We start from the raw sequence: 14,251 nt of genomic DNA on the forward strand, positions 1-14,251 counted from the left end.
GTGGAATGGCTTTTATTTTGAGAAAAATAAAGCTCAAAATCGATGAAGAAGTTGATTAATAACGCAGGAAGGCTTCTGGTTCATCATCAGTGTGTTGTTGCTTTTTCACTTCTGGTGAAATGGTTAAATGTGGATTGGATAGCTCAAGTTCGTGGATGAGCTGCATGTCAAATACATCTGTGAGCATACTGTCATAGCGTTGAATGTTGTAAGTGCTGAGCTGTTCAGCTTCAGAGGCTGTAATGACTTTTTGTGCAATCGCATCTTCTATATGTGCTTCAAAAGTTAAACCTTTGAATTGGCCTTTAGATTCAGCTTTTTTAAATTGGTTCCACAGCGGTTCAATTTTCAACAATTGTAAAAAGGCATTTTCCATACGACCAGAAACTTCATCTGCTGCAGTGCTGTAATACACGTGCTTTTTCAGTTCTTGGCGGAAAGTATTGTCTAGCATCATTTGAGTGGCAACTTCACGTTTTAAACGGTCTGTCGGTTTAGCAACAACTCGTCCAAACGGAAAGCAGATGATTTTTACTACGCTTGCTGCTAGTCGCATTGGGAAGTTATCAAATAAGCCATGGAAAGCTTCTTCAACATTGTACAAAGCTTTATCTAATGCAAGTTGCGCATGTAATTGTTCAGCTTCACTTCTTTGACCTTGTTCATAATATTTAAGAATAGCTGTCGCGATAAATAAATAAGAGTGAATGTCTGCAAGTCGTCCAGAGAGCATTTCTTTACGTTTAATATCGCCGGCTAATAGGCCAAGACACATATCTGCAGTCAGCGCGAAATCGGCACTAAAGCGGTTAATTTTTTTATAGTAGGGGCGACTAAATTCATCTGCTGAAGCAGGTGAGTCTGATGGGCCACCAGTGAACGCATAAGCAAAGGCACGTGCAGTTCGGTTAAAAGTATAGCCCAAGTGCTTAAAGAGCATTTCGTTGAATGTATTGAGTGCAGTGTCCTTATCTTTGGCTTGAATTAATTGTAGCTCTTCAAATAAATATGGATGGCACCGCATTGAGCCTTGTCCAAAAATCATTAGAGAGCGACTTAGAATATTGGCGCCTTCGACGGTAATTGACACAGGAATGGCTTGATAATTCAAAGCTAAAAAATTACGAGGTCCCATTTGCACGGCACGTCCACCGACGATGTCCATGCCATGATTCACCACTTTCCGCATGGTTTCAGTGGCATAGTATTTGGCCATTGCAGTCATTACAGCAGGTTTGCCGCCTTGGTTTAAACCACAAGTCACCAAATAGCGGAATGCTTCAAGCATATAAGCATCTGATGCGATATCACTCGAAGCTTCTTGTACACCTTCAAAATTACCCACGGAAATTTTAAACTGCTGACGAACTTTGGCAAATGCACCGACATTTAGATATGCCATTTCACCGGCTGCCGTTGACAATGCAGGGAGTGAAATACCACGACCAACCGCTAAGCATTCCATCAGCATACGCCAGCCTTTGCCTGCATTTTCAATCCCACCAATGATCCAGTCTAAGGGAATAAAGACATCTTTACCTTCAACTGTCCCATTCATAAATGGTGAGCCTGGATTATGACGAGGGCCTGTAATGACACCGTCATGACTCGCCGGTAGCAGCGCGCAGGTGATACCATATTCCGTTTTATTTTTATCTCCCAATAAGCCATCTGGATCGTATAACTTAAATGCAAGACCAATGACGGTGGCAATTGGTGCAAGAGTAATCCAGCGTTTGGAGAAGTTCATATTTAAGCCGAGCACTTGTTGTCCCTCAAAGGTGCCATAACAGACGACACCTGTATCTGGAATAGCGCCTGCATCCGAACCGGCTTCAGGACTGGTGAGTCCAAAACATGGAATTTCTTCACCTTTTGCAAGGCCTGGGAGATATCTATCTTTTTGTGCTTCAGTACCATAGTGTAGTAGCAATTCCCCGGGTCCAAGCGAGTTGGGCACCATACAACTGACTGCGGCAGTCAGTGAGCGGGATGCAATCTTGCTCATGACACGGCTTTGTGCAAATGAACTAAATTTACGTCCTCCATACGATTTTGGAATCACCAGTCCTAAGAAACCATTATCCTTAATGAATTGCCAAGCTTCTGGTGGGAGGTCTTTATGTTTATGGTGAATATCCCATTCGTTGAGCATGGCACAAAGTTGCTCGACTTCATTATCAATGAAGGATTGTTCTTCTGCACTAAGCTGTGGATAGGGATAAGCCTCAAATTTTTTCCAATCAGGCGCACCCATAAATAGCTCTTTTTCCCACCAACTTGTTCCTGCATCCAACGCTTCACGTTCCGTAGTACTCATACTCGGCATCGCATTTGCTAAGGTTTTATAGGCAGGTTTGGTGAGTAGATTGAGCCTCAGTGGATCAATCAACACAATTAAACTTAAAGCAATAAGCGGGATGCCAAGTATTAATGACCATGGGCTTAAAAAGGCGAGTGCAATTGAAACGAATATCAGTGTTATCGCGCCTACAGCTCGTGAAAGTTCAAAGAAAAAAACGGCCCAAAGAGCAAAAATAAAGAGTACGGCACTGAGTATAAATAGCATTTGTTATGGCTCCAGTGACAAGGGCCAGAGCGTTATGCGTTTAAAACAGCCTACATGCGTTTAAAAATGATCTCATCTTTTGTCTTTCTGATTTTAAAGTGCATGAGACTGTCAAAATGGCATCACTCGGCTGGTGAGTATGATTGGACAATTGCGCGAATATCATGAAAGCGCAAATAAAGTGTTATCAATAGATTGATTAATAAATAATCACAACACAATCCCTATCGGGCAAAGAAATGTCACATTACGTAAACTTTGATGATTCGATATATTGGATAACGTTTAAGGAACGCACTATTTTCGAAAGATCTTATATTGGGAAACGAATTCGGCTGAGTGTGTGAAAGCCACAAAAAAAGCCCTCAATCAATGAGGGCTTTAATTTGAGATGTTTTAAATCTTTGCGTGATTAGGCTTCAATCGTTTGCACTGCAATTTTCTTTGCAGGATCAGTTTTACGACGTACCGCAGGTACTGGCTCACCATAGTATTGACGGTCAGCAAAGTAGCTTGACCGGACCATTGGTGCAGCCCAAATGTTTTTGAAACCAAGCTTTTGACCATGTGCTGTGTAACGATCAAACTCTTCAGGTGTAACGAAACGATCGATCGGTGCATGTTCTTTAGAGGGCTGTAAGTACTGACCAATGGTGACATAGTCAACATCGTGTGCTTTTAAGTCGTCTAATAACGCGATCACTTCTTCTTCAGTTTCACCAATACCGACCATCAAACCACATTTGGTTGGAACATCTGGGCAGTATTCTTTAAACATTTTTAATAAGTTTAGAGAGTGTTGGTAGTCAGAGCCCGGACGCATTGCTTTATACAAACGTGGCACGGTTTCAATGTTGTGGTTAAACACATCAGGTGGACACTCCGTCATAATACGAAGGGCAACATCCATACGACCACGGAAGTCAGGAACTAGAATTTCCAAAAGTGTTTTTGGACTCAAGTCACGAGCTTCTTTAATACAGTCAACAAAGTGCTGTGCGCCGCCATCAACTAGGTCATCACGGTCGACCGACGTAATTACGGCATATTTCAAACCAAGATTGGCAATGGTTTCTGCCATGTGACGTGGTTCATCTGGGTCAAGAGCATTGGGACGACCATGCGCAACGTCGCAGAATGGGCAACGACGAGTACAGATATCGCCCATAATCATAAAGGTTGCAGTACCGCCACCGAAACATTCAGGTAAGTTCGGGCAAGCCGCTTCTTCACACACGGTATGTAATTTTTGTGCGCGCAAAGTTGTTTTAATACGTTGAACTTCATCAGGGGCAGCCATTTTGACCCGAATCCAGTCAGGCTTACGAGGCGTTTCAACCGTTGGCACGACCTTCACAGGTATGCGAGCGACTTTTTCTGCGCCACGAAGTTTTACACCCTGTACAGGTTTACGGTTCTCAGACATATTCAACTTTTCCACTGTTTTTGACGAGGAGATATTCAAAAAATTAGCTCAATCATTATAGCGGACTTGAGCTTAAATAGGGGGAAAACGATATTCATATAATAAATGTGGTTATCACATAATATATGTGAGCTAAATATCCAAAAAAGTTAGGATATACGTCATAATACAGCCTAGATTAAAGAATATTTGTAAAGGAGCGTTGAATGCCACGTAAGAAAGAGGTCGTTAGTGGAACTTTCGTGAAATACGATGCGGTAGTTCTGGGTTCTGGCCCTGCGGGTGAAGGCGCTGCAATGAAACTTGCTAAATCAGGTAAGCGAGTTGCAATTGTAGATATGCGTGAACAGCTTGGTGGTAACTGTACCCATGTAGGAACAATTCCAAGTAAAGCATTGCGTCAGACCGTTTCAAGCATTTTACGTTACCAACGTGACCCTATGTTCCAAAAAGTCGGTGAATGGAAACAGTTCACGATGAAACAGGTGTTACGTAATGCGCATAAAGTGATTCAACAACAAGTTGAAACTCATTCACGTTTTTATGACCGTAATAAAATTGATATTTTCCACGGCCGTGCGTATATCCAAGATCAAAACACTGTTTTGATTTTTAGCAATGAAGGTATGACGGAAACTTTAGTATTCCAGCAATTAGTGATTGCTACAGGTTCACGTCCTTACCGTCCAGCTGCTTTAGACTTTAATCATCCTCGCGTATTTGATTCAGACAAAATTTTGGATCTGGATTATTCAATCCAAAAAATCATCATTTATGGTGCAGGTGTGATTGGTTGTGAATATGCGTCTATCTTTATTGGTCTAGACCACAAAGTTGACTTGATCAATACACAACACAAATTACTCAGCTACTTAGACGATGAAATTTCAGATGCATTGTCATATCGTTTACGTGAGCAGGGTGTATTGATTCGCCACAACGAACAGATTGATCATCTTGAAACACATGATGATCATGTGGTTCTGCACTTGCAAAGTGGTAAGAAAATTAAAGCCGACGCGATTTTGTGGTGTAACGGCCGTTCTGGTAATACAGATGGTTTAGGCCTAGAAAATGTAGGCATCAAACCAAACAGCCGTGGTCAATTAACCGTGAATGATCAATATCAAACTGAAGTAGAGAATATCTTTGCTGCGGGTGATGTAATCGGTTGGCCTTCACTTGCATCTGCTGCATATGACCAAGGTCGCTGTGCCGGTTCTAACATGAGCGGTGAAGAAGGAATTGCACCTGTAACGGATATTCCTACAGGTATTTATACAATTCCTGAAATTTCTTCGATTGGTAAAACTGAACAACAGTTAACTGAAGAAAAAATTCCGTATGAAGTGGGTCAGGCATCTTTCCGTCATTTGGCACGTGCACAAATTACCGGTGATACCGTGGGCGAGCTTAAAATCTTGTTCCATCGTGATACTTTAGAAATTTTAGGCGTTCATTGCTTCGGTAATAATGCTGCGGAAATTATTCACATTGGTCAGGCCGTGATGAACAGCCCGAACAATACGATTAAATATTTCGTAGAAACCACATTTAACTATCCGACTATGGCGGAAGCGTACCGTGTGGCAACATTGAATGGTATGAACCGTTTATTCTAAGGCTAAATTGAACTTAGAATGTACAATGAAAGACCCGTAAGTTTCGGCTTGCGGGTTTTTTATGGTAAGAATAAAGTGTATGCAAAATATACATTCAATCCACTTATAATCATCAGCATTTCCAACTCATTTTAGGTAGCTTATGACGATCCGTTCAGTGACCATTCAAGGTTTTCGATCTATTCATCATATGAATCTGACCTTATCGCGTCTGAATATCGTCAGTGGTCCGAATGGTTGTGGTAAATCCAATCTATATAAAGCTGTACGTCTCCTGCATGAAGCTGCAAATGGCCAATTATCCCAAGCTATTGCAAATGAGGGCGGGATTCAAAAAATCATGTGGGCAGGTGGTCACCGTGCGGGTGATCGATCGAAAGACCCTAAGCGCATGAAGCTTGCAGTGGAGATGGAGCATTATGAATATCAACTTGAAATAGGTTTTCCTGAACCGCTCATCACCTTGTTTGCACTCGATCCTTTGGTCAAAGTAGAAGGAATTTGGTTAAGCGGCTATCAACGTCGAAAAATGAGCGAGTTGTTAGAGAGAACCAACCAAGCGGCATTTCTTAAAAATGTTGATGAAGAACGGATTGCTTATCCGATGTCTTTAACACCAGAAGAGTCGGTATTTGGACAATTGTCCGATCCACACTTATATCCCGAAGTTTCACAAGTGCGTGAGACCATGAAAAACTGGCGCTTTTATCATGAGTTTTCTGTCAGTGGAAATTCACCGATCCGTGTCCCACAGGTAGGCATTCGTTCGCCAGTTTTAGCGCATGATGGTACAAATTTAGCTGCGGCTTTTGAAACCTTGCGTGAGCGTGGTAACAGTGAAACCTTGTTTGAAGTACTAGAAAAAGCCTTTCCGCAGACCCAATTTTATGTGCAGGAAATGGGTGGGCGCTTTCAAATGATGATGCAAAAGCAAGGGATCTTAAGACCTTTAGAAAGTGCAGAATTTTCAGATGGGACGTTACGGTTTTTGTGTTTAGCCGTAGCTTTACTGAGTCCTAGACCCCCAAATTTCATGGCACTGAATGAGCCTGAAAATAGCTTACATCCCGATTTATTACCTGCCTTGGCGATGCTGATTGCCGAAGCAAGTCGCTATACGCAGCTTTGGTTGACCACACATTCCAATGAGCTGGTTGAAATGATCAAACAGTATAGTGATGTGCAGCATTATCAACTGGATCAGGTCGAGGGGAAAACTGTGGTCAAGGGCGCAAGCTTAATCGATGAGGATTAGATTATTCCTTTCGCTATAGTTTTTTTGCTTAAGTTTAAAAAGGTAGAAAAGTTAAAAAAGCATAATAGCCGATAAAACTGCTTATTAAGCTAAACCAGACTGGCAGCTTGCTGCGAAGTAAAGCAATAACGACGGCAACAAATATAAAGTCCGTCCATTGAATGATGTATTTCTGGCTCATTTGAAATAGTAGACACAGTAATAGACCGACGACAGCAGCATTGATTATTTTTAAGGTGCCGAAAAGCATCGGGTATTTCATCAACTTATTCCAAAACGGTAATAAGCCAAACAATAATAAAAATGATGGTAAAAATATCGCCACAGTCGCGAGTACAGCATTTAAGAGTAGCACATCAGTCATGGGGAAAAGTGTGCCGAGATAGGCGGCGAAACTAAACAAAGGCCCCGGCATGAGTTGTGCAAGGGCATAGCCTAAGTCAAAATTTTCATTACTGATCAGTCCTGTAGAGACAAAGTCCTGATGTAAAAATGGCAAAATAATATGTCCACCACCAAAGACGAGGGACGCTGTGCGGTAGAAGCTTTCTAAGCTGAAAGCCAATATATTGCTATGTTGTATATCGAAGAATGGCAGAACGAAAAAAGGGCTGATAAAGGCGAGAAGCCATAGCCAAGAGGTGCGAGTATTTTCATGTGCATTCTGGCTAAAATTGTCATGTTTGGGTGGAACTGTTTCGGCGATATTTGGCTTTTGGCTGTGTAATTGATTTGACGATAAAACTAAACCGATAATTGCAGCAGTTAAAATCACCAAAACTTGATTTAGAGAAAATTGAAAGAAATAAATAAAAAATGCAGCTAAAAGCATGACTAGATACTGAAATTTTGTTTTACAGAAGCTTCGCATCATTTGCCAAAATGCCCATGCAACAACAGCTAGTACAATTAACTGAATAACATGAAAGAATAAAGTTGAGAGTTGATTACTGAGTTTTATACTTAAAGTGGCCGCGGCACACATCAGCAGGGCTGAAGGTAAAGTAAAGCCTAACCACGCCAAACAAGCACCTTGATAGCGGTTGAGTTGAAATCCAATCGCCATGCCGAGCTGGCTACTGGTTGGGCCTGGAAGGACTTGAGCCAAGGCAAGCAAATGCGCATATTCATGTTCCGTTATCCATTTTTCTTGTTTCACAAAGTATTGAAAAAACAACACTAAATGCGCAGCAGGTCCACCAAATGCAATACAGCCTAATCTTAAAAAGGTGAGAAAGATGACGAGATTATTTTGTGGTGTGGACTGGCTCATGGGTTCCCAATATTAAAAAACGAAAGGACGGTTATGAATTTCTAAAGGATAAAAAACTTGAATGTTGAAAGATATTAAAGGCCGATTATTGCAGGAGCATGTAAGTCCTGCTTCAAAATTATTTTGAAGTGCTTAGCAGGGAAAAAGATAATTGGACGAAGTGACATAGTGCTGTCCCACATGCACATGGCATCAGTTTTCGCCGCTGATTAGCATCAGCACATACACATAAAAAATTTGTCTAAAAATGACTACTCCAAAATCAGACACATTAGCAGAAATTTTGAGCGCTTTATTAAAGTGGTTGATGAGTGGCATTGCATCGTTACTTTCAATCATGGCATTTGCAGATGATCAGCTACTTGCTTCACAAGCATTAGCAAGTTATACAGATCAAAACAGTTGGCAGGGCATTCAGCACTATCTACCCAAAGAATACCATTTAACAGAAACGCAGCGACCCAAAGAAGAGTGGTGGAGTTGGCAGGGTCATACTGTTCACTTAGATACTTATCGGAATCCACAGGCAAAAGTGAAGGTGATTCTGTTTCATGGTGTGGGAACAAATGGTCGACAAATGTCGATGATTTTGGGTCATCCTTTGGCACAACGTGGCTATGAAACTATCGCTATTGATATGCCCGGTTATGGCCTCACCCAAGTCAAAAAGGGCTCAAAAATTCGTTATGATGATTGGGTTCAAGCAGGCAATGACCTCATTGAAGCTGAGCTACAAAAAGATCATCGTCCTATCGTTTTGTATGGGCTCAGTGCTGGTGGTATGTTGACCTATCACGTGGCGGCAAAAAATAAACAGGTGAAAGGTATCGTCGGTATGACCTTTCTAGATACTTCAAATAAAACCGTGCGTGATCAAGTCTCTTTGAATAAATTTATGAGCCGCGTGGGCAGCCCACTGGCTCATGTGACAGCACATACACCATTTTCAGCATTGCCAATGCCGATGCGGTGGGTAAGTAAAATGCATCGCTTGGTGAATAATGACGCAGCATTGCAGGTCTTTTTAAAAGATAAAACGTCAGCTGGGAATAGTGTATCGGTTAAATTTCTAGATTCGTATTTATATTATAAAAATGACACGCCACCGGAGCAGTTTGATGTCTGCCCAATTTTACTAACGCAGCCTGAACAAGACCGCTGGACGCCTTTGGCTTTAAGTCAGCCATTTTTAGCACGGATTCACCAAGTTCCAGTCGATGTCGTGCTGTTGAAAAATGCAGGACATTATCCTTTGGAACAGCCGGGACTTAAGCAAATGGTCAATGCAATAGATGCGTTTTATCAAAAAGTCACGCAATAATCTGTTGAAAGCGTGATGCGTAATTCATACCAACATAGATATAAAAAAACCGCCAGAAGGCGGTTTTTTTTATTGGGACTTTATCGTGGAAATATTTAAGCAAAATGACCATGTTGAAAATCATAAAATGCCTGACGTATTTCATCTTCAGTATTCATGACGAATGGTCCATGTGCCGCAATCGGTTCATTTAAAGCTTCGCCACTTAAAATAAGCAGTTTGGTTGCTTCAAAAGATTTAAGTTTCAAGGACGATACTTGGTCACTCACATATAAAGTCTGTTTCGCATCAAAGCGTTGACCTTCAATTTCGATCGCCCCACTTAATACAAAAATCATGTTATTCCACTGTGGGTTGAATGAAAATTCCTGTTCAGCATTTGCATTCAAGCGCACATCCAATACATTCATCGGGCTAAAGGTTTCAGCGGCGCCCAATGTATCTTCAAATTGGCCAGCAATGACGCGTACCACGCCTGCATTTTGTGCAAGCTTTACTTCAGCAATATTGGCTGTTGTCAGTTCTTGATAGCGAGGTTCAGTCATTTTGGCATGACTAGGTAAATTGACCCAAAGTTGTACCATGTCTAAATTTCCGCCAGTTTTGGCAAAATCTTTAGAATGGTGTTCTTCATGCATAATGCCTCGACCCGCAGTCATCCATTGCACTTCGTCTTTGGCAATGCTGCCGTGATTTCCTTTAGAGTCAAAATGCTCCAATTCACCTTCATAAACAATGGTCACTGTTTCAAAGCCACGGTGTGGATGTGATCCAACACCACGTTGATGGTGACTTGGAGAGAAATGATATTGGCCGGTATAGCCCATAACGAGGAATGGACTGGTTTGATTGCCCATTTCTTGCATAGGGAGCATAGAGTTTGTTGGGAAGCCATCGCCCACCCAAGTCCTACGATCACTATGATAAACACGTTTGATTGAATTCATAATTCAGCCCTCAATTTAATGCTTCTGTGATCTATTATTGAGGTATAGTGAGGGAATGACAGGGCGAAAAACTCAACAGATTATTCTAAAAATGAAACAATCATGCAAAATTTAAATGACTATTACTACTTCGTGCAAGTGGTGAAATACCAAGGTTATACCAAAGCCAGTGAAGCATTGGGTATTACAAAGTCTAAACTATCACGCCGTATTACAGAATTAGAGACCCGTTTGGGTGTACGTCTGATTCAACGTAATACGCGAAAATTTACTGTGACTGAAATAGGACAACAGTTCTATTTACACTGCTTAAAAATTTTAGAGGAAGTCAGCGAAACGGAAAACTTTGTGCTCAGTACGTTGAACGATCAACTCTGTGGCCAAATTAAAATCTCTTGTCCTGTGGCTTTGGTGGAAATGCCTGTTGCAAAAATGGTCACCGATTTTATGCAGCAATATCCTGAGGTCAGTGTGCATCTCATGGCGACCAATCATCGGGTTGATGTCATTGAGGAAGGCGTAGATTTAGCAATTCGTGTTCGTAATATGCCTTTAATGGATAGTGATTTGATCGTTCGAGATTTAGATGCTTGGGATCATGTTTTGGTGGCATCGCCACAACTTTTCTTCGAGCGTGAAATACCACAGCAATTGGCTGAGATTCAAAATTTTCCGTGTATTGGTTTTGATCGGCCTAAACATTTTTGGGATTTCCGACATCGTGAAAAAAGTGAAACTCAACAAATTGAATTTCATCCACGCTTAAGAACTGACAGTTTTAGTGCGATGATTTCTGCTGCTCTTTCTGGCGTGGGAATCGCTTCTTTGCCCAAAGTGTTTGTACGTGATGCTTTAAAAAGTGGTGAGTTAATTGAACTGTTTCCTGAATGGCAATTGCCGCAAGGGGCAATTCATGTTGCATACGCGACACGACAAGGCATGCTGCCGGGTGTGCGTGCGATGTTAGATCATTTAATTTCAGGTTTTAAGGCATTAGATATAGATCATCCGTAATTTGAGCAGTGTTCTTATTGTTTTAAAATTTTAATTATTTGGAGTTATTGCTTAAACACGGATTTTACTGGGTTATTTATTTTTTATTGTTGGCATGAAGTTCAACATTAGTATGGTCGTCCTCCTGCTAGGCTAATTCGCTTTAATAAGCGGCGTTGGTCTGAAGGGAAAGGGCGGCGTGAGTGTAAAGTGGCTTGGTTATCCCAAAATACAATGTCACCTTCTTCCCATTGATGTTCATATCGAAACTCAGGTTTCAATAAATGTTCACGTAAGGATGCAATCAATTCACTGCCTGACTGATCATCGTAGTGAACCAATTCCACTTCAGATCGTTCATTTAACCACAGACCTTTACGGCCACTTTCTGGATGGGTACGTACAAGCGGATGTGGATAGGCATGTCCAACAATCGGTTGGTCTTTGAAACGGTAAAGAGGTGTAGCGCCATATCCCGTTGTGCCTTTATTATTTTTGGCACGGACAAATGGGTTATAGGTAATGAGTTGAAGTTCGTCTAAATGTTTTTGTGTCGCTTCATCTAAAGCTTCATAGGCTTTAATGGTGTTATACCATGAGGTTTGTCCACCGTCTTGCGGTAGTTCAATGGCATAGAGTAATGAGCCAAAAGATGGCAGCGGAGTCCACTGATGATCTGCATGCGCAGCCAATTCACCATGTCCAGTATAGTCACCTTTGCCGACTGCATTTGAAACGGGTACCACGTCTGGTGGTGTACCGGTATCATCTTGTGACGCTAGCACAGGAATATCTGCACCAGGACGGAAAATTGAACCGAAGTAGCTTGCAAACGCGAGATACTGTAAATCATCTAGACTTTGATGTTTAAAAATTAAAATCAAGTGTTCTGCCAGTGCTTGTTTTAAACGGTAGATGGTTTCCCCAGACTGTGCTTTACGCGCATCTAAACCATAAACCACAGCCCCCAAAGCTTGGTCATGTTGCGCTTCAATACGAATTTCATTGCCATCTTGAAATTGTTCTGCTTGATGCCAACGTGGAGCATCATGGATGGCTTGCGAAAGTTGAGTTAATGCAGTCATTTCATAAGTTCTCAAATTGTTCTTTATTGAGACTTAATCTATGGAAGAAAGCACAGGATGGAAAATTAAAAAATAAGCTAAGTTTATGAAAAAACGTATTATTAATACTAATATGCTGAAAATGCAGCTTTTATTGAATCGTGTAGTAAATAGCTAAAAAACTGCTGTTGTAGTGTTGATAAAACAGCAGTTTGAATTGGAATTAAGGTTTCTATGCGTCTTTAATGTGCACAAAACGCTTGGTTAAAGTATTCGAATAATTCAGGCGTTTGGCTCCATAAGCCGATGGATAAAGCCAACAAGGCCAGAATACTGATAGCAATACTGAGTCGGAACCATAATGTTGAATTAGTCATGAATGACACTTTCCTCATTAACCATGAAATGTACCAATACCCCAAAAATACTCAGGACAATCGAAAAAATCCAAATGGCATCATAGTTACCGGTCATATCGTGGTTCACACCACCCAACCAGCCACCAAAAAATGAACCGACTTGGTGTGTAAAGAACACGATACCGCTGAGCATACTGAGATATTTAACGCCAAACATATTGGCCACAATACCGTTGGTGAGTGGTACGGTAGAAAGCCATAATAGTCCCATAATGACGCCAAATGCATAGATTGTCCATGTGCTTAAAGGCAGCAAAAGAAAGGAAATAATGGCAATGCCACGTAAACCATACAGTCCCATCAACAGCTTTGGTTTGGAATATTTGCCACCGAGCCAACCAGCTGTGTAGGTGCCGACAATATTAAATAGTCCAACGAGCGCGAGGAAAATAGTGCCCGTAGTGGCATTAAAGCCATGATCGATTAAATATCCCGGAAGATGGATGCCAATAAACACCACTTGGAAGCCACAGACAAAGAAACCGAGTGCTAGAAACCAAAAGGGTTTATGCTCCCAAGCCAATTGCAAAATTTGTTTAAAAGTCAGAGAGGCTTCATGCGTATTAGTTGCATTTGGTGCAACATACATTGGTGCTTTTAGCATCCAAGCTAAAGGAATAATAAGCGCAATTAAAATGGCGCTGACCACCAAAGCCGAAGACCAACCCAATTTTTGCAATAGCAGTAATGTAGAGGGCAGCATAATGAACTGACCAAAAGAACCTGCTGCACTGGCAATACCCATGGCTAAACTACGTTTGTCTGGATGCGCTGCACGTCCTACGGCAGAAAGTAATACTGGAAATGATGTGGCTGAGAGAGCCAAACCCAGGATTAAACCTGCGCTTAAATTAAGAAGTAAACCGGTAGAGCTGATGGCCATGAGTAATAGCCCTAGGGCATATAATGCACCCCCGACGGCGACCACGATCTTACTGCCATATTTATCTGCAAAAGCCCCAGTAATTGGCTGTACAGCACCCCAAATTAAGTTTTGCATGGCAATGGCAAGGCTAAAAACGTTATGTCCCCAACCAAATTCATCACTCATCGGCACGAGATAGAGGCCAAATGCATGACGCACCCCTAAAGACAATGCCAAAATAATAGCACTGCCAATGAGCATGTAAATCAGGGGCTTTGAGAAACGAGTATCAGACATACAGCAGGCTACATTCTTTAAATTTAATCCAATGGTATTCGAATAAACGCAGAGTTGCGATTAAATTTAATTCACCAAACAATAAATTTTTTTTATAGGTAACTATGGATGAATAAAGGAAATTGACACAGCAGAAATTCAAAAGTGTCTAAATGAGATTGAAAAGATATCTCAGAATAAAAGACCATATGTAGCCTAAT

At 41.4% G+C, this 14,251-nt stretch carries 11 protein-coding genes; 4 read left to right on the forward strand and 7 right to left on the reverse strand.

Features of this window, described 5'->3' with window-relative positions:
- Positions 1–55 precede the first annotated feature (55 nt).
- A complete protein-coding gene (locus tag FTV11_RS07945; RefSeq protein WP_180073763.1) occupies positions 56–2,569 on the reverse strand; it encodes an acyl-CoA dehydrogenase in 2,514 nt (837 codons plus the stop codon).
- A 412-nt stretch (positions 2,570–2,981) separates the two neighbouring features.
- Positions 2,982–3,995, reverse strand: coding sequence for a lipoyl synthase (lipA, locus tag FTV11_RS07950; protein ID WP_180004941.1), 1,014 nt, complete (start codon positions 3,993–3,995; stop codon positions 2,982–2,984).
- Positions 3,996–4,201: 206 nt separating this feature from the next.
- On the opposite strand from lipA, the gene sthA reads away from it, so the two are divergent.
- Together sthA and FTV11_RS07960 are read left to right on the forward strand one after the other, a co-directional pair.
- Positions 4,202–5,617, forward strand: a complete 1,416-nt coding sequence (gene sthA / locus FTV11_RS07955) for a Si-specific NAD(P)(+) transhydrogenase (RefSeq protein WP_078190237.1) — start codon at positions 4,202–4,204, stop codon at positions 5,615–5,617.
- Between the two features lie 142 nt (positions 5,618–5,759).
- Positions 5,760–6,872 carry an AAA family ATPase gene (locus tag FTV11_RS07960; RefSeq protein WP_111885530.1) on the forward strand — a complete coding sequence of 371 codons (1,113 nt, stop codon included), beginning with the start codon at positions 5,760–5,762 and terminating at the stop codon, positions 6,870–6,872.
- A 34-nt stretch (positions 6,873–6,906) separates the two neighbouring features.
- On the opposite strand, the gene chrA is transcribed toward FTV11_RS07960, so the two are convergent.
- Positions 6,907–8,145 (reverse strand): chromate efflux transporter, encoded by a 1,239-nt coding sequence (gene chrA, locus FTV11_RS07965; RefSeq protein WP_180073764.1) that lies wholly within the window; start codon positions 8,143–8,145, stop codon positions 6,907–6,909.
- Positions 8,146–8,482: 337 nt separating this feature from the next.
- On the opposite strand from chrA, the gene FTV11_RS07970 reads away from it, so the two are divergent.
- On the forward strand, positions 8,483–9,466 hold the full coding sequence (locus tag FTV11_RS07970; RefSeq protein WP_257223210.1) for an alpha/beta hydrolase: 984 nt from the start codon (positions 8,483–8,485) through the stop codon (positions 9,464–9,466).
- Positions 9,467–9,561: 95 nt separating this feature from the next.
- Here the strand turns inward: FTV11_RS07970 and FTV11_RS07975 are convergent, their stop codons facing one another.
- Complete coding sequence (locus FTV11_RS07975; protein ID WP_180007676.1) at positions 9,562–10,413, reverse strand: pirin family protein; 852 nt, start codon at positions 10,411–10,413, stop codon at positions 9,562–9,564.
- Positions 10,414–10,515: 102 nt separating this feature from the next.
- Between FTV11_RS07975 and FTV11_RS07980 the strand changes: the two genes are divergently transcribed.
- Positions 10,516–11,427 (forward strand): LysR substrate-binding domain-containing protein, encoded by a 912-nt coding sequence (locus tag FTV11_RS07980; RefSeq protein WP_180007677.1) that lies wholly within the window; start codon positions 10,516–10,518, stop codon positions 11,425–11,427.
- 107 nt (positions 11,428–11,534) lie between these two features.
- On the opposite strand, the gene FTV11_RS07985 is transcribed toward FTV11_RS07980, so the two are convergent.
- The 3 genes from FTV11_RS07985 to FTV11_RS07990 all read right to left on the reverse strand — a co-directional run bounded on the left by FTV11_RS07985 (position 11,535) and on the right by FTV11_RS07990 (position 14,051).
- Entirely contained in the window at positions 11,535–12,491 is a 957-nt protein-coding gene (locus tag FTV11_RS07985; RefSeq protein ID WP_180073766.1) for a TauD/TfdA family dioxygenase, read from the reverse strand.
- 221 nt (positions 12,492–12,712) lie between these two features.
- A complete protein-coding gene (locus tag FTV11_RS17090; RefSeq protein WP_257221407.1) occupies positions 12,713–12,847 on the reverse strand; it encodes a hypothetical protein in 135 nt (44 codons plus the stop codon).
- Positions 12,840–14,051: an MFS transporter gene (locus tag FTV11_RS07990; protein ID WP_180007678.1), complete on the reverse strand. Its 1,212-nt coding sequence runs from the start codon at positions 14,049–14,051 to the stop codon at positions 12,840–12,842. The genes FTV11_RS17090 and FTV11_RS07990 overlap by 8 nt, the downstream gene beginning before the upstream one ends.
- Positions 14,052–14,251: the final 200 nt, after the last annotated feature.

Source organism: Acinetobacter sp. YH12231 (genome assembly GCF_013417755.1).
GTDB classification, from domain to species: domain Bacteria; phylum Pseudomonadota; class Gammaproteobacteria; order Pseudomonadales; family Moraxellaceae; genus Acinetobacter; species Acinetobacter amyesii.